Origin of the sequence: Sellimonas catena (assembly GCF_027924685.1) — a bacterium.
GTDB lineage: Bacteria > Bacillota > Clostridia > Lachnospirales > Lachnospiraceae > Sellimonas > Sellimonas catena.
Genome location: NZ_BSBO01000008.1, coordinates 64,665 through 90,095 on the forward strand (window position 1 = coordinate 64,665; position 25,431 = coordinate 90,095).

The 25,431-nt window shown below is 46.7% G+C and carries 27 protein-coding genes and 1 other RNA gene; 23 read left to right on the top strand and 5 right to left on the bottom strand.

Annotated features, from left to right (window positions below):
* Position 1: 1 nt before the first annotated feature.
* Entirely contained in the window at positions 2–493 is a 492-nt protein-coding gene (rnhA, locus tag Selli1_RS05325; RefSeq protein ID WP_087168224.1) for a ribonuclease HI, read from the top strand.
* 16 nt (positions 494–509) lie between these two features.
* Positions 510–855, top strand: an RNA gene (gene rnpB, locus Selli1_RS05330) — RNase P RNA component class A.
* 97 nt (positions 856–952) lie between these two features.
* Here rnpB and Selli1_RS05335 read toward each other — a convergent pair.
* The 3 genes from Selli1_RS05335 to pyrB form a co-directional block, all read right to left on the bottom strand.
* Complete coding sequence (locus Selli1_RS05335) at positions 953–1,291, bottom strand: sporulation initiation factor Spo0A C-terminal domain-containing protein (RefSeq protein ID WP_087168223.1); 339 nt, start codon at positions 1,289–1,291, stop codon at positions 953–955.
* A 157-nt stretch (positions 1,292–1,448) separates the two neighbouring features.
* Positions 1,449–1,889, bottom strand: coding sequence for an aspartate carbamoyltransferase regulatory subunit (locus tag Selli1_RS05340; RefSeq protein ID WP_087168222.1), 441 nt, complete (start codon positions 1,887–1,889; stop codon positions 1,449–1,451).
* A 26-nt stretch (positions 1,890–1,915) separates the two neighbouring features.
* On the bottom strand, positions 1,916–2,836 hold the full coding sequence (gene pyrB / locus Selli1_RS05345; protein WP_087168221.1) for an aspartate carbamoyltransferase: 921 nt from the start codon (positions 2,834–2,836) through the stop codon (positions 1,916–1,918).
* A 144-nt stretch (positions 2,837–2,980) separates the two neighbouring features.
* On the opposite strand from pyrB, the gene pheA reads away from it, so the two are divergent.
* The 8 genes from pheA to thiI all read left to right on the top strand — a co-directional run bounded on the left by pheA (position 2,981) and on the right by thiI (position 11,609).
* Positions 2,981–4,111, top strand: coding sequence for a prephenate dehydratase (gene pheA / locus Selli1_RS05350; protein WP_281872440.1), 1,131 nt, complete (start codon positions 2,981–2,983; stop codon positions 4,109–4,111).
* Between the two features lie 24 nt (positions 4,112–4,135).
* Positions 4,136–5,428: an ATP-binding protein gene (locus tag Selli1_RS05355; protein WP_191426715.1), complete on the top strand. Its 1,293-nt coding sequence runs from the start codon at positions 4,136–4,138 to the stop codon at positions 5,426–5,428.
* A gap of 26 nt (positions 5,429–5,454) precedes the next feature.
* On the top strand, positions 5,455–6,741 hold the full coding sequence (locus Selli1_RS05360) for an L-cysteine desulfidase family protein (RefSeq protein WP_281872441.1): 1,287 nt from the start codon (positions 5,455–5,457) through the stop codon (positions 6,739–6,741).
* 18 nt (positions 6,742–6,759) lie between these two features.
* Positions 6,760–7,479, top strand: a complete 720-nt coding sequence (locus Selli1_RS05365) for an NUDIX domain-containing protein (RefSeq protein ID WP_087168217.1) — start codon at positions 6,760–6,762, stop codon at positions 7,477–7,479.
* A complete protein-coding gene (prmA, locus tag Selli1_RS05370) occupies positions 7,476–8,447 on the top strand; it encodes a 50S ribosomal protein L11 methyltransferase (RefSeq protein ID WP_281872442.1) in 972 nt (323 codons plus the stop codon). Before Selli1_RS05365 ends, prmA begins: the two co-directional genes overlap by 4 nt.
* Before the next feature lie 5 nt (positions 8,448–8,452).
* Complete coding sequence (locus Selli1_RS05375; RefSeq protein ID WP_191433471.1) at positions 8,453–9,193, top strand: 16S rRNA (uracil(1498)-N(3))-methyltransferase; 741 nt, start codon at positions 8,453–8,455, stop codon at positions 9,191–9,193.
* 62 nt (positions 9,194–9,255) lie between these two features.
* Positions 9,256–10,413: a cysteine desulfurase family protein gene (locus Selli1_RS05380; protein WP_281872443.1), complete on the top strand. Its 1,158-nt coding sequence runs from the start codon at positions 9,256–9,258 to the stop codon at positions 10,411–10,413.
* An 11-nt stretch (positions 10,414–10,424) separates the two neighbouring features.
* Entirely contained in the window at positions 10,425–11,609 is a 1,185-nt protein-coding gene (thiI, locus tag Selli1_RS05385; RefSeq protein WP_138372446.1) for a tRNA uracil 4-sulfurtransferase ThiI, read from the top strand.
* A 97-nt stretch (positions 11,610–11,706) separates the two neighbouring features.
* Here thiI and Selli1_RS05390 read toward each other — a convergent pair whose 3' ends face one another.
* On the bottom strand, positions 11,707–11,937 hold the full coding sequence (locus tag Selli1_RS05390) for an HPr family phosphocarrier protein (protein WP_087168212.1): 231 nt from the start codon (positions 11,935–11,937) through the stop codon (positions 11,707–11,709).
* Between the two features lie 137 nt (positions 11,938–12,074).
* Between Selli1_RS05390 and mtaB the strand changes: the two genes are divergently transcribed.
* The 7 genes from mtaB (at position 12,075) to Selli1_RS05425 (ending at position 18,051) form a co-directional block, all read left to right on the top strand.
* A complete protein-coding gene (gene mtaB / locus Selli1_RS05395; RefSeq protein ID WP_087168211.1) occupies positions 12,075–13,406 on the top strand; it encodes a tRNA (N(6)-L-threonylcarbamoyladenosine(37)-C(2))-methylthiotransferase MtaB in 1,332 nt (443 codons plus the stop codon).
* Between the two features lie 52 nt (positions 13,407–13,458).
* Positions 13,459–13,722 carry an IreB family regulatory phosphoprotein gene (locus Selli1_RS05400; protein WP_087168210.1) on the top strand — a complete coding sequence of 88 codons (264 nt, stop codon included), beginning with the start codon at positions 13,459–13,461 and terminating at the stop codon, positions 13,720–13,722.
* A gap of 2 nt (positions 13,723–13,724) precedes the next feature.
* Entirely contained in the window at positions 13,725–14,156 is a 432-nt protein-coding gene (gene ruvX, locus Selli1_RS05405; RefSeq protein ID WP_087168209.1) for a Holliday junction resolvase RuvX, read from the top strand.
* 1 nt (position 14,157) lies between these two features.
* Entirely contained in the window at positions 14,158–14,418 is a 261-nt protein-coding gene (locus Selli1_RS05410) for a DUF1292 domain-containing protein (RefSeq protein ID WP_087168208.1), read from the top strand.
* 67 nt (positions 14,419–14,485) lie between these two features.
* Entirely contained in the window at positions 14,486–16,156 is a 1,671-nt protein-coding gene (locus Selli1_RS05415) for a ribonuclease J (protein WP_087252767.1), read from the top strand.
* Between the two features lie 20 nt (positions 16,157–16,176).
* Complete coding sequence (locus Selli1_RS05420; RefSeq protein ID WP_087168206.1) at positions 16,177–16,821, top strand: O-methyltransferase; 645 nt, start codon at positions 16,177–16,179, stop codon at positions 16,819–16,821.
* Between the two features lie 6 nt (positions 16,822–16,827).
* Positions 16,828–18,051: a peptidase U32 family protein gene (locus Selli1_RS05425; RefSeq protein WP_087168205.1), complete on the top strand. Its 1,224-nt coding sequence runs from the start codon at positions 16,828–16,830 to the stop codon at positions 18,049–18,051.
* A 44-nt stretch (positions 18,052–18,095) separates the two neighbouring features.
* Here the strand turns inward: Selli1_RS05425 and sigK are convergent, their stop codons facing one another.
* Positions 18,096–18,719, bottom strand: a complete 624-nt coding sequence (gene sigK / locus Selli1_RS05430; RefSeq protein ID WP_087168204.1) for an RNA polymerase sporulation sigma factor SigK — start codon at positions 18,717–18,719, stop codon at positions 18,096–18,098.
* Positions 18,720–18,914: 195 nt separating this feature from the next.
* Here sigK and Selli1_RS05435 point away from each other — a divergent pair, with 195 nt between their 5' ends.
* The 6 genes from Selli1_RS05435 (at position 18,915) to Selli1_RS05460 (ending at position 25,394) form a co-directional block, all read left to right on the top strand.
* Positions 18,915–20,453 (top strand): YifB family Mg chelatase-like AAA ATPase, encoded by a 1,539-nt coding sequence (locus Selli1_RS05435; protein WP_281872444.1) that lies wholly within the window; start codon positions 18,915–18,917, stop codon positions 20,451–20,453.
* Positions 20,450–21,577, top strand: a complete 1,128-nt coding sequence (dprA, locus tag Selli1_RS05440; protein WP_281872445.1) for a DNA-processing protein DprA — start codon at positions 20,450–20,452, stop codon at positions 21,575–21,577. The genes Selli1_RS05435 and dprA overlap by 4 nt, the downstream gene beginning before the upstream one ends.
* Before the next feature lie 30 nt (positions 21,578–21,607).
* Positions 21,608–23,680 carry a type I DNA topoisomerase gene (gene topA, locus Selli1_RS05445; RefSeq protein WP_281872446.1) on the top strand — a complete coding sequence of 691 codons (2,073 nt, stop codon included), beginning with the start codon at positions 21,608–21,610 and terminating at the stop codon, positions 23,678–23,680.
* Positions 23,681–23,801: 121 nt separating this feature from the next.
* The gene (codY, locus tag Selli1_RS05450; RefSeq protein WP_087168200.1) at positions 23,802–24,584 is read left to right on the top strand and encodes a GTP-sensing pleiotropic transcriptional regulator CodY; all 783 of its coding nucleotides are present in this window, start codon (positions 23,802–23,804) and stop codon (positions 24,582–24,584) included.
* Between the two features lie 81 nt (positions 24,585–24,665).
* On the top strand, positions 24,666–24,962 hold the full coding sequence (locus tag Selli1_RS05455) for a hypothetical protein (RefSeq protein WP_087168199.1): 297 nt from the start codon (positions 24,666–24,668) through the stop codon (positions 24,960–24,962).
* Between the two features lie 144 nt (positions 24,963–25,106).
* On the top strand, positions 25,107–25,394 hold the full coding sequence (locus Selli1_RS05460) for a co-chaperone GroES (protein WP_087168198.1): 288 nt from the start codon (positions 25,107–25,109) through the stop codon (positions 25,392–25,394).
* The last annotated feature ends 37 nt before the right edge of the window (positions 25,395–25,431 follow it).

Here is a 25,431-nt window from a genome sequence, read left to right on the forward strand (position 1 = left end):
AATGCTTGTAAAAATCTATACGGACGGTGCGGCAAGAGGAAATCCGGACGGACCGGGAGGATATGGAACGATTCTCTCCTATACCGATCCGAAAGGACAGACCCATATACGGGAGCTTTCCCAGGGGTATGAAAAGACAACTAACAACCGGATGGAGCTGATGGCAGTCATTGCCGGACTGGAAGCGCTGAACAGGCCCTGTGAAGTGGAAATCTATTCGGATTCCAAATATGTAGTGGATGCGTTTAATCAGCACTGGATTGACAACTGGATCCGGAAGGGCTGGAAGCGAGGGAAAAATGAGCCGGTCAAAAACATCGATCTCTGGAAACGGCTTTTGGAGGCGGCAAAGCCGCACAAGATGACATTGATCTGGGTAAAAGGGCATGACGGCCACCCGCAGAATGAACGATGTGACGAACTTGCGACAACGGCAGCGGACGGTGAGGACCGGATCGTTGATGAAGGACTTGCAAGTGAAGGCCAAGTGTGATATTGTATTACAGGTGCAGGTAAGATAAACAGTCGCGGCTGCGAATCCCGAAAGGGTGCAGACGAGGAAAGTCCGGGCTTCACAGGGCAGGATGCCGGATAACGTCCGGTGGAGGCGACTCCAAGGATAGTGCAACAGAAATAAACCGCCGCTTATGCGGTAAGGGTGGAAAGGCAGTGTAAGAGACTACCGCTTTTCTGGTAACAGAAGAGGCACATGTAAACCCCATCCGAAGAAAGACCGAATGAAAACGATACGGCGGCCCGTCGTGTTTTAGGTGGGTTGATGGACTCCCGCGGCGACGCAGGAGCTAGATAGATGACTGTTCAAGACATAACCCGGCTTATCGTCTTGCCTGCCGTTTATACAGAAAGCAAAAAAAGGGTGCGGTGCTTAAACCGCACCCTTTTTATAAGCTTTCCGGCAGAATGATAGATTCCGTTTATGCGACAGCAGTTTTTATTGATAGCGCAGATAATCAGCTGCCATTTCAATCAGTTCTTTTGGGTAAAGAGTACCGTGAGAAAGAAATCCGGGAAAGAAGGCCCGGAGCTGCGCTTCGTTGGCGGCCGCTATCTGGCAGACAGTGCGGATCGCCCTCGCGATACTTGGGACAGAGACGTGATACATTTCGGCAATCGGCCGGTAGATTTCCTTTTGGATGTTACACAGACAATGCTCGTCTTCCATTACAAGAAAGACGGCCTCCTTCAGATAGTAAAAGCCTTTGTATCTCCCTGAAATTCCGATGCTTTTCAGAAAGATACTTAATTTTTCTTCCATATTTGATGTTGTCATCTTTGTTTCCTCCTTGGTTGGCCGGAAGCTTACATAACCTTTATATAAAAAGGGAGGAAAAAAGAAAGTCAAGATATGCAACAAAACGTGGCATTTTAACACGCACACCTAAAATATGGATAAAAAGAACCGGGAGGGCATCAGCCCTCCCGGCAGTTTATTTTCTATGATACTTTTCTTCGCAGTATTTGCAGCGGTACTCTTCACGTTCCGGATCCGTCAGAATAAATACATGATCCAGCTCCTGCTCGATGGAAGTGATGCAGCGCGGATTCTTGCAGCGGATCACATTGGTGATTTTTTTCGGAAGCTTCAGAGACATTTTATCTACAATTTTTTCATTCTCAATGATGTTTACCGTAATATTGTGATCGATGAAACCAAGGATGTCCAGATCGATCATCTCCAGCGGACACTCAATCTTGATGATGTCCTTCTTCCCCATCTTGTTGCTTTTTGCGTTCTTGATAATCGCGACACAGCAGTCCAGCTTGTCGAGACGCAGATATTTGTAAATATCCATACTTTTTCCTGCCTGGATATGATCCAGTACAAAGCCTTCGGAGATTCTTCCGATATTCAATGTATTTTTAACCATAATTAGCTCCTTTCCAGATTTGCAGATCAGTCGACATGGATGTCGAGAAGAGTAAGAATCAGTGCCATCCGTACATAAACACCGTATTTGGCCTGCTTGAAATAAACGGCGCGTGGATCGTCATCCACTTCCACGGAGATCTCATTTACTCTCGGGAGCGGGTGGAGCACAAGCATATCCTTGCTGGCAAGTTCCATCTTTTTCTTGTCCAGAATGTAGAAGTCTTTCATACGGACATAGTCTTCCTCGTTGAAGAAACGTTCTTTCTGAACACGGGTCATGTAAAGGATGTCCAGATCCGGAAGTGCTTCTTCCATACGGACAACCTCTTTGTATGGGACATTGTTGCGTCTCAGTACATCGTGGCGGATGTAGGTTGGAAGACGCAGCTCCTCAGGGGAGATCAGTACAAAGTTCAGATTGTCATAACGGACAAGTGCCTGAATCAGAGAATGAACAGTACGCCCGAACTTCAGATCTCCGCAAAGACCGATTGTCAGGTTGTTAAGACGCCCTTTTAAAGAACGGATCGTCAGAAGGTCCGTCAGCGTCTGGGTCGGATGCTGGTGTCCCCCGTCACCGGCATTGATAATCGGAATAGAAGAATGGGCAGCGGCTACCATCGGAGCGCCTTCCTTTGGATGACGCATCGCAACGATGTCAGCATAGCATGCCACAGTCCGAATCGTGTCCGATACACTTTCCCCCTTTGCAGCGGAACTCGAATCGGCAGAAGAAAAGCCAAGAACACTTCCGCCCAGGTTTAACATGGCAGCTTCATGACTTAAACGGGTACGGGTACTTGGCTCATAAAACAATGTTGCTAATTTTTTTCCTGCACAGGCATGTGCATATTTCGCTGGATTATTTTCAATATCATTGGCAAGATCTAAAAGCTTGTCCAGTTCTTCCACGGAAAAGTCCAGCGGACTCATTAAGTGTCTCATATAACATCCTCCTCTTGCTACCTAGCTCTCCTAATAATATATAATAAATTGATCTTGTTTTCAACAGCCAATTCAAATATGAACGTAGATTTTGCAGAAGAAATGTATTATAATATGGAAGAGTTTAAGCGAAGGAGGAAGCAGATGGCATCGTTAGAGGAACTGCGCGGTGAGCTGGATTGTCTTGATGAGCAGATCATCGCTTTATTTGAAAAACGGATGGAAGTCTGTTCTTTAGTTGCAGACTATAAGATTGAAAATGGAAGAAAAGTCTATGACCGGGCAAGGGAGCAGGAGAAGCTGCTAAAAGCAGCATCCCGGGTGGAGCATGCGTACAACAAGAAAGGAGTACAGGAGCTGTTTACCCTTCTGATGTCGGTCAGCAGGAAACTTCAATATCAGAAACTTTCCGCCTGCGGGACAACGGGGAGACTTCCGTTTATAGAAGTAAAAGAGCTGGATGTAAAGAATTCACGGATTGTATTCCAGGGAGTGGAGGGAGCCTACAGTGAGGCGGCGCTGAAGCAGTATTTCGGAGATGAAGTCAACAGTTATCATGTACGTACCTGGAAAGATGCGATGGACGCCATCGAGGATGGAGCAGCGGATTTTGCCGTGCTCCCGATTGAGAATTCTTCAGCAGGCGCAGTGAATGAGGTATACGATCTGCTTGTAGAATATGAAAATTATATCGTGGGAGAGACCGTGCTTCCGGTCAGCCATGTACTTGCGGGACTGAAGGGGAGCAAAGAGGATGAGATCACAAGAGTCTATTCCCATCCGCAGGGGCTGATGCAGTGTGAGAAATATCTGTATGACCATCCTGCAATGGAGAAGATCAGCGTACCGAATACTGCGGTTGCGGCACGCAAGATTGTGGAGGAGCAGGATGTGCACCATGCGGCAATCTGCAGCGCCTACGCGGCTTCTTTGTACGGACTGGAAATTCTGCGGGAGCAGGTCAACGACAACCGTCATAATTCCACCCGCTTTATTATTGTGACCAACCAGAAGATTTTTCTGGAGCATGCGGACAAGATCAGTATCTGTTTTGAACTTCCGCACGAGAGCGGCTCGCTTTATCAGATAATGTCCCACTTTATCTACAACGATCTCAATATGACAAAGATCGAATCACGGCCGATCGAGGACAGGCCTTGGGAATACCGCTTTTTCGTGGACTTTGAGGGGAATCTGGCAGACGGAGGCGTGAAAAACGCGATCCGGGGACTGCGTGAAGAGACGAAGAGCATGAAAATACTGGGGAACTACTAGAAAACAGAAAAGAAGGAAGAGAAGATGCATACAAACGAACTGATGATTTACAGAAATATGGAATATGGTCGGATTCTCCAGGATATGACTTTTCTGATGGAGCATGCGGGAAGTGATTATTATAATCCGGAGGATCTGAAAAATCTGTTCTTTGAATGTGTCAATAAGATCCTTGAGCTTTCGGAACAGCATGGTCTGGAGGGAAATCTGTGGCATACCTATCTGACATTTCTGCTCGTTAACGACGAAAATGCCTACAGCACAGCCTGCGAGATCCGGGGAGCGGTTGAGGGAAGTGTCAATGACGTGGCGCTGCATGATTTCGCGATTATGAAGGAGCTGTTTGACTATGATGTAAAGGGGCTCGGTGAGAAACTAGGCACGAAAGCCCACAGGATTTTATTTGACTATCAGGGAACGAGGCAGGAAGGACATGTCTACAACCGTAGGGTAAGAGACCGGATCTGCACGTTGGCTGTCCACCTTGCAGGGACTTCTTCGCCGGAAGAATTTAAAACAGTCATGACCCAGTTTTACAAGGAGTTCGGGGTAGGGAAATTCGGGCTTCACAAGGCTTTTCGGGTCGAACATACTGAAGGGGGTGCCAGGATTGTTCCGATTACCAAGATTGCCCATGTCAGACTGGATGATCTGGTAGGATATGAGATCCCAAAGAAGAAGCTGATTGAAAATACAGAGGCTTTTGTACGGGGAAGAAAGGCGAATAACTGCCTGCTGTTTGGGGACGCGGGAACCGGAAAGTCCACTTCCATCAAGGCAATTCTGAACCAGTACTATGAAGAAGGACTGCGTATGATCGAAGTGTACAAGCACCAGTTCCAGGATCTCAATGATATCATTGCCCAGATCAAAAACAGGAATTACAAGTTTATCATTTACATGGATGATCTTTCTTTCGAAGAATTTGAGATTGAATATAAATATCTGAAAGCGGTGATTGAAGGCGGTCTGGAGCGTAAGCCGGATAACGTTCTGATCTATGCCACATCCAACAGAAGACATCTGGTACGGGAACAGTGGAGCGATAAAAATGACAGAAGAGATGATGATCTTCACACATCGGATACGGTACAGGAGAAGCTGTCCCTTGTGGCAAGATTTGGGGTATCAATCTTTTTTGTCGGTCCGGATAAGAAGGAGTTCCAGAATATTGTTCTCGAACTTGCGAAGCGTAACGGCATTCAGATGGAGGAAAACGAACTTCTGCTGCAGGCAAATCAATGGGAGATGACCCACGGCGGCAGATCAGGAAGAACAGCACAGCAGTTTATTGACTACCTGCTGGGGAAAGCATAAAACATAAGAAAAGAGAGGATGAGACGATGAAAAAAGAGAATGTAAAGTATGGAGCGTATGTGCAGATTTTAAAGGAAGAGCTGGTACCGGCAATGGGATGTACGGAGCCGATCGCACTGGCCTATGCGGCAGCGAAGGCAAGAGAAGTCCTTGGGGTAAAACCGGATACAGTGAAGATCGGCGCAAGCGGAAGTATTATTAAAAATGTAAAATCGGTCATTGTACCGAACACAGATCATCTCAAAGGAATCCCGGCGGCAGCGGCAGCCGGAATCATTGCAGGAAAACCGGAAAAAGAACTGGAAGTCATCGCAGAAGTATCACAAGAACAGATTGAGGAGATGAAAGACTTCCTTAAGAACACGGATATTTCCGTAGAATACGTGGATAACGGCATCACTTTTGACATCATTGTAACAGAGACAAAAGGGGAATCCAGCGCGACAGTACGGATCGCGAACTATCATACAAACATCGTACTGATTGAAAAAGACGGACAGGTACTTTTTGAGGAAAAGGTAGAAGGCGAGAAAGAAGAGGGACTGACGGACCGTTCTCTTTTGAATATGAAAGATATTCTGGATTTTGCAGAAACCGTGGACATCGAAGATGTCAGAGAAGTGATCGGACGCCAGATCCGGTATAATACGGCGATTGCACAGGAGGGATTAAAAGGAAACTATGGTGCAAATATCGGAAGTGTTCTTCTCGAAATGGAAGGGGACAATATTCGTGTCCGGGCAAAAGCGATGGCAGCAGCAGGATCTGACGCGAGAATGAACGGATGTGAACTTCCGGTAATCATTAATTCAGGAAGCGGCAATCAGGGAATGACCTGCTCTCTTCCGGTGATTGAATATGCTAAAGAACTGAATTCCGGGGAGGAAAAGCTGTACCGGGCACTGACGTTGTCAAACCTTGTGGCAATCCATCAGAAGACCGGAATCGGAAGATTGTCCGCATACTGTGGGGCAGTCTGCGCAGGTGCGGCGGCAGGAGCCGGAATCGCCTATCTGCATGGAGGCGGATATGAAGAAATTGCGCATACGGTAGTCAACGCACTTGCAATCGTATCCGGAATTGTCTGTGACGGAGCAAAGGCATCCTGCGCGGCAAAGATTGCGTCCTCCGTGGAGGCGGGAATTCTTGGATATAATATGTACAAATGCGGACAGCAGTTCTATGCAGGCGATGGTATCGTGACGAAAGGCGTTGATGAGACGATCAAGAATATCGGACGTCTTGGAAAAGAAGGCATGAGGGAGACCAATGTCGAAATTATCGATATCATGGTAGGAGAAGGGTGTAAATAAACGAAAGTAGGTGAACAGATGCCGGCTTTTTTTGAAGACATCGAAGCATTCCGCGGAGATGGAAGCAGAAACGAAAAGGGAGAATCACTGGAAGCGTTTCTGGAAAAGTATGATCCTTACAAATACAAAAATCCATGCTGTACGGTGGACATGGCAGTATTCGGGTATTCCGGAACAGAACCGGATCGGGCAGAGGACCTGAAAGTCCTCCTGATCCGGAGAAAGAATCATCCGAGTATCGGAGACTGGGCACTGCCTGGCGGGTTTATCGATCTTTATGAAGATCTGGAAGAATCCGCAAAACGGGAACTTTATGAAGAGACACATATTGAAGGAGTCGAGACAGAGCAGATCCGGGCCTTCGGGGATGTCAGAAGAGACCCGAGAGCGAGAGTGATCACTACTGCATTTATGGCTCTTGTCCGGCTGGAAGATGTGAAAGCACAGGCAGGCGATGATGCGAAGGATGCGGCCTGGTTTACAATTGATGTCAGCGAAAAAGAGACAGAAGAAGGGAGCTTCTATGCGATGGAGCTTTCTAATCCGGAACGGAAGCTTCTGTTGAAACCTTTGGTCTGTCTCCGGGAAACCGGGGAATTGATCCGAAAAGAAGAGACTGTCATCCGGGACCGCGGCCATGTGGCATCTGATCATGCGGCCATTCTGCTTCTTGCCTGGCTGAAACTGAAACGCAGGATGGAAAACGCAAGAGCAAAAAAGGAGACAAAAATCAAATGAAATGGAATAAATTCAGACTACAGACGACAACTCAGGCGGAGGATGTTGTCAGTAGTATTCTTACGGACATCGGAATCGAGGGCGTGGAGATCGAGGACAAGGTTCCGCTTACACAGAAAGAAAAGGAGCAGATGTTTGTTGACATTCTGCCGGAGACCGCACTGGATGACGGCGTGGCGTATTTAAGTTTTTATCTGGAAGAGAGCGAGGACAAAGAAGCAGTTCTTGAGAAAGTCAGAAATGAACTGGACGAAATGAGAGAATTCATGGATCTGGGACCTTGCACGATCGAGGAATCCCAGACCGAGGATGTGGACTGGGTCAATAACTGGAAACAGTATTTCCATCAGTTTTACGTGGATGATATCCTGATTATTCCGTCCTGGGAAGACGTAAAGCCGGAAGATGAAGGAAAGATGATTATCCATATCGATCCGGGAACCGCGTTTGGAACCGGGATGCATGAGACAACACAGCTGTGCATCCGGCAGATTAAAAAGTATGTGACAGATACCACACGAATTCTGGATGTAGGATGCGGAAGCGGAATTCTCGGCATGCTGGCACTGAAATTTGGCGCAGACTATTCCGTAGGAACGGATCTGGATCCGTGCGCGATTGACGCCACTCACGAAAACATGAAAGAAAACGGGGTGTCAAAAGATCGCTATGAGGTCATGATCGGAAATATCATCGATGATAAAGAAATTCAGGACCGTGTCGGATATGAAAAATACGATATTGTTGCGGCAAATATTCTTGCGGATGTCCTTGTCGCCCTGACTCCGGTGATTGTAAACCAGCTGAAACCGGGCGGAATTTATATTACAAGCGGCATCATTGATGACAAGGAAGAAGTTGTAAAGCAGGCGGTAAGTGATGCAGGACTGGAACTTCTTGATGTAACCTGTCAGGGAGAATGGGTCTGCGTCACAGCGAGAAAACCGCTGGAAAAGGCGGGAGAGTAACCAGCATGCAGCATTTTTTTGTGACACCGGAACAGGTGGAGGAAGAAGAGATTACGATTACCGGAAGCGATGTGAACCATATCCGGAATGTGCTGCGCATGAAGAAGGGCGAACAGCTTGAAATCAGCGACGGCAATAATAAAAAATATTTGTGTGAGATCCGGGAAATGACTGCGGATACCGTTCAGGCCGGGATCCTGGAGGTTTATCATACAGATACGGAGCCGGCCTGCCGGACTGTCCTGTTTCAGGGGCTGCCAAAAAGCGACAAGATGGACTGGATTGTGCAGAAGGCTGTGGAGCTTGGTGTATCCGAGATTGTTCCGATGGCTACCCGCAGGGCGGTCGTAAAGCTTGACGCGAAGAAAGCAAAAAAGAAGACGGACCGCTGGCAGGCAATCGCCGAGAGCGCCGCAAAACAGGCGGGACGCGGAGTGATACCGGAGGTTCACGATGTAATGAGCTTTTCGGAGGCACTTGCCTTTGGCAGGACACTGGATCATGTATTCATACCGTATGAGCTTGCCGAAGGAATGGAAGAGACGAGAAAACAGCTTCAGTCACTGAAAAAGGGAGAATCTGCAGGGATTTTTATCGGACCAGAAGGCGGATTTGAAGTGGAAGAAGTAGAAAAAGCCGCGGCGGAGGCCGGGGCGGCTCCGATTACACTTGGTAAACGGATCCTGCGTACCGAGACGGCGGGACTATTTGTACTTTCTGTTCTCTCGTATCTGATGGAAGAATAAAACCGGTGTCAAGATCCGGAAGAAATCATATGGTAATAAAAAAGGCGGAAAGGTAAGATCTGATGGAAGTATATTTGGACAATTCGGCAACAACAAAAGCATTTGACGCGGTCGGCGATCTGGTCCGGAAGGTGATGTGTGAGGACTATGGAAACCCGTCATCCCTGCACCGGAAAGGGATGGAAGCAGAGCAGTATGTCCGCAGCGCGAGGGAGACTTTCGCGAAAATCCTGAAAGTCCAGGAAAAGGAGATTTTCTTCACTTCTGGAGGGACAGAAAGCGATAATCTTGCGCTGATCGGGACGGCACGGGCATACAAAAGACGCGGTAACCACCTGATTACAACGGCGATTGAACACCCGGCCATTTTAAATACGATGCGGTATCTGGAAGACGAGGAAGGATTCCGGGTCACCTACCTGCCGGTGGACCAGTACGGCAGAGTGAAGCTCTCCGCGCTCCGGGAAGCACTCTGCAAGGAGACGATTCTTGTTTCCATCATGTATGTAAACAATGAGGTCGGATCTGTTCAGCCGGTCAAGGAGGCGGCCGGCATTGTGAAGGCATACAACAGGGAGATTATTTTCCACTCGGATGCCGTACAGGGATTTGGAAAGTACAGAATTTTTCCAAAAAGAGAAGGAATCGACCTCCTGACAGTCAGCAGCCACAAGATTCACGGACCGAAAGGAATGGGAGCGCTTTATATCAGCGACAAGGTGAAAATCCGTCCGATTGTGTTCGGAGGGGAACAGCAGAAAAATATCCGGTCCGGAACGGAAAATGTGCCGGGAATCGCGGGATTTGCTCTGGCTGCAAAAATGATTTATTCGGATCTGGAAGAAAAGACGGCGCGGATGCGGAAACTGAAAGAGCGTTTCATAGAAGGAATCAGGCAGGTGGACCATGTGTCTGTACACGGACTGCCGGATGAAACAAGCGCTCCGCATATTGTCAGTGTCGGAATTGCCGGAATTCGGAGTGAAGTACTGCTTCATACACTGGAAGAAAAAGGAATCTATGTATCGTCAGGCTCGGCCTGTTCTTCAAATCATCCTGGTATCAGCGGGGTGTTAAAGGGAATCGGTGTGGAGCGTGAATATCTGGATGCGACACTGCGGTTCAGTCTTTCGGAATTTACAACAGAAGAAGAAATTGACTATACGCTGAAAACATTATATAATTGTATACCGATGCTCAGAAGATACAGACGGAGATAAAGGAGAAAGAAATGACATTTCAGACGTTTTTGATAAAATACGGAGAGATTGCGATCAAAGGGAAGAACCGTTACATGTTTGAAGACGCACTGGTGCGTCAGATCCGCTTTGCTCTTCGCAACACAGAAGGAACATTCCGTGTGCATAAATGTCAGGGGCGCATTTATGTGGACTGCGACGGATATTATGACTTTGATGAGACCGTTGAGAGCCTGAAAAAGGTATTCGGGATTGTCGGCATCTGCCCGGTTGTCCGGACAGAGGTCAAAGAGTTTGAAGAATTGAAAAAAGATGTAGTGGCATACATGGACGAAGCATATCCGGACAAAAATCTGACATTTAAAGTGGAGTCGAGGCGCGCAAAGAAGACCTACCCGGTCAACTCCATGGAGATGAACTGTGATCTGGGAGAAGCGATCCTGGATGCGTTTCCGGAGATGCGGGTGGACGTTCACAATCCGGATGTGCTCCTGAACGTGGAGGTACGGGAAGAGGTTTATATTTATTCCCACATCATACCGGGGCCTGGCGGAATGCCGATCGGAACAAACGGCAGTGCCATGCTGCTCCTCTCGGGAGGAATTGACAGCCCGGTTGCAGGTTATATGGTAGCAAAAAGAGGCGTCGGTCTTGAGGCGGTTTATTTCCATGCACCTCCGTACACAAGCGAGCGGGCAAAACAGAAGGTAGTGGATCTTGCAAAGAAGGTGGCGGCTTACACCGGACCGATCCGGCTCCATGTTGTCAACTTTACAGATATTCAGCTTTACATCTATGATAAATGTCCTCATGATGAGCTGACGATCATTATGAGAAGATATATGATGCGGATTGCCGAGACGATTGCAAAGGAAAATGGCTGTCTGGGACTGATCACAGGGGAAAGTATCGGACAGGTTGCAAGTCAGACGATGCAAAGTCTTCTTGTGACAAATGAAGTATGTACCCTTCCGGTATACCGCCCATTGATCGGATTTGACAAGCAGGAAATCGTAGAGATTTCAGAAAAGATTGATACTTATGAGACTTCGATTCTTCCGTACGAAGACTGCTGTACGATCTTTGTCGCAAAGCATCCGGTGACCAGGCCGAAATTGGATGTGATCAAGCGTTCTGAGACAAGGCTGTCGGAAGATATTGACCGTCTCGTACAGGAAGCGCTTGACACAACAGAAGTCATCGATGTGGAAGCATAGGAGAATTGGAAAAGTTTCCAGAGTGAATGAGGGTCCTTTTGACTCTCTTATGGAATAAAAAAATCCCCCGCGCTCAACGTGGGGGATTCGATTTCATCTAAACAAGATAAGGTTTTAAAACTTCTAAAACTTCATCAACGCCAGCATCAGCGTGAATGTTTAAATCAATCGGTTTAGATAAATCCAGGCTGAAGATACCCATAATGGACTTTGCGTCGATTACGTATCTGCCGGATACTAAATCGAAATCGTAATCAAATTTTGTAATGTCGTTTACAAATGATTTTACTTTGTCAATCGAGTTTAATGAAATCTTTACTGTTTTCATTGGAAACACACTCCTCTCTCTTTGTTTATATCAATATCTTATGATAGTACAATTAAAAAGTCAAGAAACAACTTGCCAAAGAAATGGAAGAAATTTCGTCATATTTTATAAAATTTTAGAAAAGGACTGAGGAAAAAATGAAAAAAGCGGCACTTCATAATCTCGGATGCAAAGTAAACGGATATGAGACAGAGGCCATGCAGAAACTTCTTGAAGAAGATGGATATGAGATTGTCCCTTTTCATGAGAAGGCGGATGTTTATGTAATCAATACCTGCACAGTGACAAATATTGCTGACAGAAAATCCAGACAGATGCTCCACCGTGCAAGAAAGCTGAATCCGGAGGCGGTGATAGTGGCGGCAGGATGCTACGTCCAGGCACAGGAAGAAGCGGGACAGGCGATTGAGGGAATCGACATTCTGATCGGGAACAATCAGAAAAAGAATCTGATCAGCCTTCTCCATGCACATGAACAGCATGAGGATATAAAGGCGGTGATTGATATCAATCATACCGGCGAGTTTGAAGAACTCTACGTGGATTCAGCCGGAGACCATACGAGAGCCTACATCAAGATTCAGGACGGATGCAACCAGTTCTGCACGTACTGTATTATCCCGTATGTGCGGGGCAGGATCCGCAGCAGACAACCGGAGGAAATCGTAAAAGAAGTGGAACGGCTTGCGGATGCCGGCTATCAGGAAGTAGTTCTGACCGGAATTCATGCAAGTTCCTACGGGGTGGATTTTGTGAATCCGAAGATGGATCTGGATTCCTGGGTGACTATGGAGGGAGAAAAAAAAGATCTTCTCTACCTGATTCAGCAGATCCATAAAGTAGAAGGAATCAGGAGAATACGCTTAAGCTCGATCGAGCCGAGAATTATTACAGAAAAATTCGCAAAAGAACTTGCAAAGCTTCCAAAGGTCTGCCCGCATTTCCATCTGTCCATGCAGAGCGGCTGCGATGCAACGCTAAAGAGAATGAACAGACACTATACGAGCAGAGAATACTATGAAAAATGCGGTATTTTAAGAACGTATTTTGAGCATCCGGCGATTACAACGGATGTTATTGTAGGCTTCCCGGGAGAGACGCAGGAGGAGTTCGAGACGACCAGGGCGTTTATTGAAAAAGTCGGATTTTATGAGACTCATGTGTTTAAGTACTCCAGAAGAAACGGTACAAAGGCGGCGTCCATGCCGGACCAGGTGCCGGAACAGAAAAAGGCGGAAAGAAGCCAGATCCTGCTTGATCTCTGTAAAAAGAAAAAGAAAGAGTTTGAAGATCAGATGATCGGAAAGCAGGTAGAAGTCCTTCTGGAGGAAACCTTTGAAAAAGACGGGGTCCTTTACCGGACGGGCCTTACAAAAGAATATGTAAAAGTTGCGGTAAAGGCTGATAATACGAGGGAAAATCAGATTCTGGAAATGACTATTGAGAATCATTCTCAAATTATGGATTGAATTTTAGATGGGATTATATTAGAATAGAGTAGTAGTATTGGAGGTCGCAACGATGAAAGATTTATCAAACACACAGTTTTTCCAGGTGGGCCAGGGCCCGCAGATTCAGGCAAAGGATATTCTTGAGATCGTTTATAAGGCTTTGCGTGAGAAAGGATACAATCCGGTCAACCAGATGGTTGGTTATATCATGTCCGGAGACCCGACTTATATCACAAGCCATAACGGTGCAAGAAGTCTTGTCATGAAGATGGAACGAGATGAACTGGTCGAAGAGATGCTCAAAGCATATATTGAGCACAATGGCTGGGAGTAACGATGAGAGTAATGGGATTGGACTTTGGCGCGAAGACCGTAGGAGTCGCTGTGAGCGATCCTTTAGGTCTGACTGCCCAGGGGGTCGAAACAATTACTAGGACGCAGGAGAACAAGCTGAGAAAGACACTGGCGAGGATCGAGACACTTGCCGGAGATTTTAAGGTGGAAAAAATTGTGCTTGGATTCCCGAAACACATGAATAATGATATCGGAGAGCGTGCCGAGAAGACACTCGCGTTTAAGGAAATGCTTGAGAGACGGACCGGGCTTGAGGTGGAATTATGGGATGAGAGGCTCACGACAGTCTCTGCTGAGAAAGTACTGATGGAAAGCGGCGTGCGCCGGGAAAACAGGAAACTCTATATAGATAAAATTGCAGCAGTTTTCATACTGCAGGGATATCTGGATTCCGTTGGTATGAGAGGAGTTTAGAATGGAGAAAATTATGTTTATGCCGGAAGGTTCGGATCAGCCGGCAGCATTCTATGTTTTGGAACAGACAAAAATCAGGGGAATTTCCTATATTCTTGTGACGGATAAAGAAGAGGGAGATGCGGAATGTCTGATTTTAAAAGATAAAAGCAATAGCGAAGGGGAGGACTCCCTGTATGAGATCGTAGAAGACGAAGTGGAACTTCAGGCAGTATCGAAAGTGTTTGAAGAACTTCTGGAAGATGTGGGGATCGAACTGTAGCTTTTTGCGGATCTTATTACCAGTCAGAGAATGAATGGACGGAAAATAAAATCATGGAGGTGTAGATTTGAAAAAAACGAACAATTCAAAATTGCGTATCATTCCGATAGGCGGACTGGAGCAGATCGGAATGAACATTACTGCCTTCGAATATGAAGACAGTATTATTGTGGTAGACTGCGGTCTTGCATTCCCGGAGGACGACATGCTGGGAATTGATCTTGTGATACCGGATGTCACCTATTTAAGAGATAATATTTCAAAAGTGAAAGGGTTTGTGATTACCCACGGACATGAAGACCATATCGGAGCGCTGCCGTATGTATTGAAAGAACTTAATCTTCCAATTTACACGACAAAACTTACGATGGGCATTATCGAAAACAAGTTAAAAGAACACAATCTGATGAGGAGTACGAAGCGGAAAGTCGTACGCCACGGCCAGTCTATTAATCTCGGGAAATTCCGAATTGAATTTATCAAAACAAACCACAGCATTCAGGATGCGTCTGCGCTTGCCATTTACTCACCGGCGGGGATTGTTGTTCATACGGGAGACTTTAAGGTGGATTACACGCCGGTATTCGGTGACGCGATTGATCTGCAGCGCTTTGCCGAGATTGGAAAGAAAGGCGTACTGGCGCTGATGTCGGACAGCACCAATGCGGAGCGGCCGGGATTTACCCAGTCTGAACGTACGGTCGGACGGACATTTGACCATATTTTTGCGGAGCACACTAATACGAGAATTATTATCGCGACGTTTGCATCGAACGTGGACCGTGTGCAGCAGATTATCAACTCTGCTTACAAATATGGCAGAAAAGTTGTCGTGGAAGGACGGAGCATGGTCAATATCATCTCTACCGCCGCGGAACTGGGATATCTGGACATTCCAAAGAATACACTGATCGAGATTGACAAGCTGAAAAACTATCCTCCGGAGAAGACGGTTCTGATTACGACAGGAAGCCAGGGAGAGTCCATGGCGGCACTTTCCCGCATGGCAGCGGATATTCATAAAAAAGTGACCATTATGCCGGGAGATACGGTTATTTTCAGTTCCAACCCGATCCCGGGAAATGAGAAGTCTGTATCGAGAGTGATCAATGAGCTCTCTGCAAAAGGGGCAAATGTGATCTTCCAGGATGCCCATGTATCCGGACATGCCTGCCAGGAAGAACTGAAACTGATCTATTCTCTTGTGAAGCCGAAATATGCGATTCCGGTACATGGAGAGTACCGCCATATGAAAGCAAATGCAGGGATTGCGGAGCAGCTTGGAATTCCGAAGGAAAACATTTTCATTCTCCATGCCGGAGACGTGCTGGAGCTGGATGACAAGGGTGCAAAGATTGCTGACCATGTGCAGACGGGAGCGATCCTTGTCGATGGACTTGGCGTCGGCGATGTGGGAAATATTGTGTTAAGAGACCGCCAGCATCTGGCAGAGGACGGAATCCTGATCGTTGTTCTGACCCTTGCAAAAGGAACAAACCAGCTGCTGGCCGGACCGGATATTGTGTCCCGCGGATTTGTCTATGTACGGGAATCCGAAGGGCTGATGGAAGAGGCGAAAGAGGTGCTTGGTGTCGCTCTGGAGGGATGCTTAAGCAGCCGTAACGCAGACTGGAGCAAAATCAAACTTGTAATCCGTGATACCATGAATGAGTTTATCTGGAAGAGAACAAAGAGAAGACCGATGATTCTTCCGATCATTATGGACGTCAATGTATAGGCGGGAAAGGGACAAAACGGATGATAGTGGATGAGAGGATCGTAGATTACATCCGTTCACTGGAAACACGAAACAGCGAAATACTGGAAATGATTGAGCAGGAAGCACTTAAAGAGCGGGTTCCGATTATCAGAAAGGAAATGCAGAGCTTTTTAAAAGTGCTTCTGCTTTTGAAAAGGCCAGAACGGATTCTGGAGATCGGTGCCGCGGTCGGGTTTTCGGCACTGCTCATGAGCGAGTATGCTGGAAACGGATGCAGAATCGATACGATCGAAAATTATGAAAAGCGGATTCAGAAAGCTGAAGAAAATATCAAAAGAGCCGGAAAAGAAGAGCAGATTCATCTTCTGAAAGGGGATGCGATGGAGATCTTAAAGACACTGGAAGAACCGTATGACATGATCTTTGTCGACGCAGCGAAGGCACAGTATATTGCCTATTTTCCGGAAGTGATGCGGCTTTTAAACAAGGACGGGATGCTGATCTCGGACAATGTCCTTCAGGACGGCGGAATTATGGAATCCCGGTTTGCTGTGGAGCGGCGTGACCGGACGATCCACAGTAGAATGAGAGAGTATCTCTATCTTTTAAAACATGACGAAAGACTGGAGACAGCTGTCGTGCCAATCGGGGACGGGGCGTCTGTCAGTGTAAAGAAGGAGTGAACAAAAATGCGTCATCCGGAATTATTAGTGCCGGCGAGCAGCCTGGAAGTGCTGAAAACCGCAGTGATTTTCGGGGCAGATGCCGTATATATCGGTGGAGAGGCCTTTGGCCTTCGTGCGAAAGCGAAAAATTTTTCCATGGAAGACATGAAAGAAGGAATTGCCTTTGCGCATGAACATCAGGTGAAAGTCTATGTGACAGCCAATATTCTTGCGCACAATGCAGACCTTGAGGGCGTACGGGCATATTTTCAGGAATTAAAGGAAATTGGACCGGATGCACTGATCATTGCAGATCCGGGAGTGTTTGAGATCGCAAAGGAGGTCTGTCCTGAGATTCCGCGCCATATCAGTACACAGGCGAACAATACAAACTATGGTACCTACCTCTTCTGGCATCACCAGGGAGCGGAGAGGGTTGTGACGGCAAGAGAGTTGTCTTTGGATGAAATCCGGGAGATCCGTGAGCACATTCCGGATGACCTTGAGATCGAAACATTTATTCACGGGGCAATGTGTATTTCCTATTCCGGCCGCTGCCTTCTGAGCAATTATTTTACCGGCCGGGACGCGAATCAGGGGGCATGCACCCATCCGTGCAGATGGAAATATTCCATCATGGAAGAGACAAGACCGGGCGAATACATGCCGGTTTATGAAAATGAACGTGGAACCTACATTTTTAATTCCAAGGATCTGTGCATGATTGAGCACATTCCGGAATTGATGGAAGCCGGGATCGACAGTTTCAAAATCGAGGGAAGAATGAAGACGGCTCTCTATGTAGCCACTGTGGCACGGACCTACCGGAAAGCGATCGATGACTATCAGGAGAGCCCGGAGCTTTACGAGGAACATATGGACTGGTACAAAGAGCAGATCGCAAACTGTACCTACCGCAAATTTACAACAGGCTTCTTCTTCGGAAAGCCGAATGAAGAGGCGCAGATTTACGATAACAATACCTATCTGAAAAATTATACGTATCTTGGTATTGTAGACGAGATAAAGGACGGTCTCATCCGGCTGGAACAGAAAAATAAATTCTCTGTAGGTGAGGAGATTGAGATCATGAAGCCGGATGGAAGCGATGTGAAGACGAAAGTCCTTGCAATCTATGACAGCGAAATGCAAAGTCAGGAATCTGCCCCGCACGCCAGACAGCTTTTGTGGGTGAAGCTTGACAGGGAAGCATCCAGATACGACCTTCTGAGGAAAAAAGAAGAATAAAGAAGACATAGTATGTAAAACACGGCAGAAAACGCCGTGTTTTTTTAATCCTCAAAGAAGAGACGGAGTTTTTCGATAGCGCTCTTCTCAATCCGGGAGACGTAGGATCTGGAGATGCCAAGCCTTTTCGCGATTTCACGCTGTGTCAGGATTTCCTCGTTGTAGAGACCGTAACGAAGTTTCAGCACCAGACGTTCTCTTTGAGAAAGTTCGGATTCTACTTTTTGATATAGTTTTCCAATATCATCCTGGAGTGTGATCTGCTCATCCACTTCCCGTGCCTCGGATTCCATAATGTCAAAAAGACGGATTTCGTTTCCCTCCTTGTCAGTTCCGATGGGTTCGTAGAGGGAAACCTCCCCGGATACTTTTTTCCGGGAGCGCATCAGCATCAAAAGTTCATTTTCAATACAGCGGGCGGCATAGGTGGCAAGACGTACGCCTTTGTCCGGATTGAATGTCATGACAGCTTTGATCAGTCCGATGGTTCCGATGGAGATCAGGTCCTCGGTATCTTCGGAAAGATGCTGGTATTTTTTGACCACATGTGCTACAAGGCGCAGATTATGTTCAATCAGGATGTATTTTGCTTCCAGATCTCCCTCTGTATACTTCTGCATATAATACTGTTCTTCGTCGGCAGTGAGGGGCTGTGGAAATGATTTCAAGGGAATACGCACCTCTTAACATGTTTGCTATCAGTTTATGAGAATGCAGGATTTTTTGTGCTTTTCCAAAATAAGAATTGACATTTAGGGACGAAGGGACTACCATGAAAGCAAAGATCTGAAAATTCACATGCCGGTTCCGGCAGAAACAGGGATTCACCTGGGTATTTCAACGGGAAAATCAGAAAAAGAAATATGGGATTTGCAATGGTAAAATCAGCAGTGATGGATGGACTGACGGTGAGAGAAGTCTGCGTGGAGGCTGATACAGGGAGCGGCCTTCCGGTTTTTCACATGGTAGGGTATCTTTCGTCCGAAGTAAAAGAGGCTGGAGAACGTGTCCGGACAGCGATCCGCCATACAAGGGCGCGTCTGCAGCCCCAGAGGATGGTGGTCAACCTGTCGCCGGCAGACATTCGAAAGACAGGTGCCTCATTTGATCTTCCGATTGCGGTGGCCCTTGCTTTGTCGGCGGGGAGTATTATGGACCGGTGTGAAAAGAGGGTCCTTTTCATTGGAGAACTGAGCCTGGATGCCAGAATACGGAAGGTAAGAGGTATCCTGCCGATTGTTTCTTATGCCAGAGAAAATGGATACGAGATCTGTGTCGTACCGTGGGAAAATGAGACAGAAGGGAAGCTGGTTTCGGGAATCGAGGTGGTTGGAGCCGCCACGCTTTCCGAAGTATGGAATTTTCTTGAAACAGGGGAACGGCCGGTCAGAAGGCAGCAGGCGGCAAAAGTGCGTGACAAAGACAAAAGTGAGCTTGACTTTGCGGATATAAAGGGTCAAAGTGGTCTGAAACGAGCTTCGGAAGTGGCTGCCGCAGGAGGTCATAACATTTTATATCTTGGCCCGCCGGGTTCGGGAAAAACCATGGCGGCACAGCGGCTTCAGACCATTTTGCCGGATCTGGACGCCAGGACCGGGATGGAGGTAACGACGATCTACAGTGCAGCAGGACTTTTAGATGAAGCGCAGCCGCTGCTTATCCGGCCGCCGTACCGGGAAGTCCACCATACGGTAACAAAAGCAGCACTTCTTGGAGGCGGCAGATATCCGACACCGGGAGAATTAAGCCTTGCCCATGGGGGAATTCTTTTTCTGGATGAGCTTTCCGAGTATCAGAGAACGGTGCTGGATGCGCTGAGAGAGCCTCTGGAGACAAAGCAGGTACGGATAACAAGAAAAAAAGGCACTTACATCTTTCCGGCGGATGTACTGGTTGCTGCAGCTATGAACCCGTGTCCGTGCGGGAACTATCCGGATCTGGAGCGCTGCCGCTGTACACCCGGCGAGATTCACCGGTATCTTGGCAAGGTCAGTCAGCCGTTTTTGGACAGGATGGATATTTGTATCGAGACGCCGAAAATTTCCTACGGGGAGCTGACATGCGAAAAGCAGGAAGAATCTTCCGGAACAATCCGGGAAAGAGTGCTTCGGGCCAGGAAAATCCAGAAGAAAAGGTATCGGGAAAGGGAGATGTTGACAAACAGCAGAATGGGACGGAAGGAAATCGAGGAATTCTGCTGTTTAGAAGAAAAAGAGAAGCAGATGATTGAACGCGCGTTTGAACGCCTGAATCTGACAGCCCGCACCTACTACAAGACACTGAAAGTAGCGCGGACCATTGCGGATCTGGAAGGAAGCGGACAGATCCGTACGAATCATCTTGCGGAAGCAATCAGTTACCGGATGGTAGACCAGACAATATGGGGGAATCAGAAAAGATGAGTAAAGAAGAGGAGTTTGTATTCTGGCTGGCATGTATCCAGGGAATTTCATCTTCCAAAAAAAGACTCCTGCAGGAGACATTCGGCTGTGCGAAAGCAGTCTATTATATAGAAGAAACAGGACGGAAATCATGCTGGTTTTTAACGGAAAAGGAGAAAGTAGCTCTCAAAGAGCATCAGAAGGAGGCAGTTCTGGATGAACGGAAAAGAGTCTGGGAAAAGGCCAGGAAAAAGGGGATCAAGCTTACATACTGGACAGACAGTGCCTATCCGGAAAAGCTTTCCCGGATCGCGCAGCCACCCTATGCACTGTTCGGAGCCGGGAAGGAATGTTTTGCCTTTGAGGGTGTGACTGCGGCAATTGTAGGAGCAAGAGAGGCAAGCGCATACGGCAGGCAGATGACATATGAGTATGGGAGAGAACTGGCAAAAGCCGGAATGAACATCATCAGCGGCATGGCAAGAGGAATCGATGCTGCAGGACTGGAAGGAGCGCTGCTGGAAGGGAAAGGGCATTGTGCAGTGCTTGGTTCCGGAGTGGATGTCTGTTACCCGAAAGACAATCAAAGGCTTTATCAGAGACTTTGGGAAGACGGAAGGATCCTCTCGGAATATCCGCCTGGAACACCGCCGCTTGCCCGTAATTTTCCTCCAAGGAACAGGATCATCAGCGGGCTTGCCGATGTGGTTCTTGTAATGGAGGCAAGAAAAAGGAGCGGCTCTTTAATCACGGCTGACTTTGCGCTGGAACAGGGAAAAGACGTATATGCCCTTCCGGGGCCTGTGACCAGTGACTTGAGCCGGGGGTGCCACCAGCTGATCCGGCAGGGCGCTGGTATTTTGGTTTCACCGGAGGAATTCCTTTGTGATTTGCCGTATAAATTGCAGAAATCACTCATAGAATTCTGTAAAAATCCGGTTAAAAATTCAAACGAAAATGAAATAATGCTTGAAAGTCCTGAAAAATTGTTGTATAGTGTTCTGAGTTTGGAGCCTAAAAATATACAGGAAATCGAGGATCAGTTATCGCTTCCGAGAGGTGAAATCATGGAAGCGCTGTTGAATCTGGAGATGAATGGATGGATCCAGGAAGTTTCAAAAAATGATTATATCCGATTGAAGTAAGATTTGAAGTTGGATGGAGGAATAGGTATTATGGCACGTTATCTGGTGATTGTGGAGTCACCTGCGAAAGTAAAAACGATCAAAAAATTTCTGGGAAGCAATTATGTGGTGATGGCATCCCAGGGACATGTGCGCGATCTGCCGAAAAGCCAGCTCGGTATTGATGTAGAGCACGATTTTGAACCAAAGTATATTACTATTCGCGGAAAAGGAGAGATCCTTGCGCAGCTTCGCAAAGAGGTCAAAAAGGCGGACAAGATTTATCTTGCGACTGACCCTGACCGTGAAGGAGAAGCAATTTCATGGCATCTGACCAAGGCGCTGAAACTGGAAGGGAAAAAGGTTTACCGTATCAGTTTTAACGAGATCACAAAGAACGCAGTCAAGGAGTCCATCAAGAACGCCCGGGAAATCGATATGAATCTGGTTGACGCACAGCAGGCGAGAAGGGCGCTTGACAGGATTGTAGGATATAAAATCAGCCCTTTGCTCTGGAAGAAGGTAAAACGCGGCTTAAGTGCAGGCCGGGTACAGTCTGTGGCACTTCGGATTATTGCGGATAGAGAGGCGGAGATTGATGCGTTTATACCGGAAGAGTACTGGACGCTGGACGCGGTTTTAAAGGTACAGGGAGAGAAAAAGCCTCTGCGTGCCAAATTCTATGGGACGAAAACAGAAAAAATAGTGATTCGTTCTGCCGAAGAAGAACAGAAGATAGAAAAAGAACTTGAGAATGCCGATTTTCATGTTGCAGAGGTCAGAAAAGGAGAGCGCACCCAGAAGTCTCCGCTTCCGTTTACTACCAGTACCCTGCAGCAGGAAGCATCCAAGGTACTGAATTTTGCGACACAGAAGACAATGCGGATTGCCCAGCAGCTATATGAAGGAATTGATATCAAGGGTCAGGGAACGGTTGGTATCATTACCTATCTCCGTACGGATTCCACCCGTGTTTCCGAGGAAGCGGAGCGTCTTGCGAGAGAATATATCTCCTCTGTTTACGGTGCAGAATATGTAGCGGACACAGAAAAGAAAAAGGACGGGGGAAAAAATATTCAGGATGCCCACGAGGCAATCCGTCCTACGGATATTTCCAGAACACCGGCTTCTCTCAAAGAGTCTCTTTCGAGAGACCAGTTCCGCCTGTATCAGCTGATCTGGAAACGCTTTGCGGCGAGCCAGATGCAGCCGGCGAGATTTGAGACGACTTCCGTCAAGATTGACGCGGGCAATTACCGGTTTACCGTTGCAGCATCCAAAATCGCATTTGACGGATTCCGTTCCGTTTATGTACAGCCGGATGAAGAAAAGGCAGAGAACAATGTCCTGCTCAAAGGGCTGGATGAACAGTCCGTCCTGACAAAAGAGGATTTTGAAAAGAAGCAGCACTTTACGCAGCCGCCGGCACACTACACAGAGGCGTCTCTTGTAAAGGCACTGGAGGAACTGGGAATCGGACGGCCGAGTACGTATGCTCCGACGATTTCCACGATTATTGCAAGACGTTACGTTGCAAAGGAAAATAAAAATCTTTATCTGACCGAGCTGGGCGAAGTAGTCAACAATATGATGCTGAAATCTTTCCCAAGTATTGTGGATGTGAATTTTACAGCCAATATGGAAGGACTTCTGGACCGGGTTGCCGAAGGCAAAGTGCAGTGGAAATCGGTAATCAGCAATTTCTATCCGGATCTGGAGGAAGCAGTGGAAATAGCGGAAAAAGAGCTTGAGGAAGTCAAAATCGAAGATGAGGTGACCGATGTTATCTGTGAAGAATGCGGACGGAATATGGTCATCAAATACGGACCTCACGGGAAATTCCTGGCATGTCCGGGATTTCCGGAATGCCGCAATACGAAGCCGTATCTGGAAAAGGCGGGTGTATCCTGCCCGAAATGCGGAAAGGATGTGGTAATCCGGAAGACCAAAAAAGGAAGACGCTACTACGGATGCGAAAATAATCCGGAATGCGATTTTATGTCCTGGCAGAAGCCGTCTGACAGGAAATGCCCGAAATGCGGCAGTTATATGGTAGAAAAAGGGAACAAACTTGTATGCTCTGATACCTCCTGCGGGTATGTTGAAAAAAAAGAAAAAAAATAATTTCCGAAATTTATTGATAACATGGAAATTGTATGATAATATTAAAATATGAGCCGCATATTCTATAATTTGTTCGTACAATTACATGGAACAACGTCATGAATTTGAATGGAGGAAAATTATGAGTGTACAATTATTGGATAAGACGAGGAAAATAAACAAATTGCTTCACAATAATAATTCCAGTAAAGTTGTTTTCAATGATATATGTGAAGTGCTTACGGAAATTCTGAATTCAAATATCCTTGTGGTAAGTAGGAAAGGGAAAGTTCTGGGAATCAGTAAAAAAGAGGAGATCCGCCCGCTGACAGAACTGATTAATGGAGAAGTTGGCGGACATATTGATTCCATGCTGAACGAACGTCTGTTGAGCGTTCTATCAACGAAGGAAAATGTCAACCTCCAGACACTGGGATTCGATGCCGAAACAGCGAAAGGCTACCAGGCGATTGTATCTCCGATTGAGATCGCGGGAGAACGGCTTGGAACTCTGTTTATTTATAAACAGGATGAAGAATATGAAATTGACGATATTATTCTCAGCGAGTATGGTACAACAGTAGTCGGACTTGAGATGCTCCGTTCTGTCAATGAAGAGAATGCAGAGGAGACGAGAAAAGAACATATTGTTCAGTCGGCGATCAGCACGCTTTCGTTTTCAGAGCTGGAAGCGATTATCCATATTTTTGACGAGCTTGACGGTATGGAGGGAATTCTTGTCGCAAGCAAGATCGCGGACAGAGTAGGAATCACAAGATCTGTCATTGTAAATGCGCTTCGTAAATTCGAAAGCGCAGGCGTGATTGAGTCCAGATCCTCCGGAATGAAAGGAACCTATATTAAGGTGGTGAACGACTACGTATTCACGGAGCTGGAAAAGATAAAAAAAGAAAAGCAAAAATAGAAAGGCATTGAACAGTAGGATATGCAAATAGAAGGGAGCGTCAGTATTCTGAGGCTCCCTTTTAGGAAAGGAGAAATAAAAATGTACGAGGACGGAGCTGCTGTTTTACAAATGAAAAAGGTATTTTTGAAAGATGAGAAATATAACCGGAAAAAATATATGACACGCATAAAAAACTATGATCCGCAGCAAGAAGAGATGACGCTTTACACAAGCCGGGGCGATGTGGACGAGTTTTCCCTGGATGCTGTATATGAATGTATTTTTGAAGTGAAAGAAGGCCGGTTCGGATGCGAAGGAGTCATTCGGAAACGTTTCCGCAGCCAGGAGAAGGATCAGGTTGTATTCCGGATTCAGAACGGGTTTTATAAAGTTTAAACGGACAGAATTATAAACGAATTATAAAGAATGAGAATGGATGTTGACAAATAAAATAGAGAGTGCTATTTTATTACTAGAGTGTTTTAGCACTCTAGTTCAATGAGTGCTGATAAACTGATAGGCAATGAAGGAGGAACAATCATGAAATTAGTACCATTAAGTGACAGAGTTGTATTAAAACAGATGGAAGCAGAAGAAACAACCAAATCCGGGATCGTGCTTCCGGGACAGAATAAAGAAAAGCCGCAGCAGGCAGAAGTCATCGCGGTAGGACCGGGAGGACTGGTCGATGGGAAAGAAGTGGAAATGAAAGTTTCTGTTGGAGATAAAGTCATTTATTCAAAATATGCAGGTACAGAAGTAGAGCTTGACGATGTAGAATATATCATCGTAAGACAGAGCGATATCCTCGCAGTGATCGAAGCTTAAATTCAGAGTGACAGATAATAATATTTAAAATAAACAG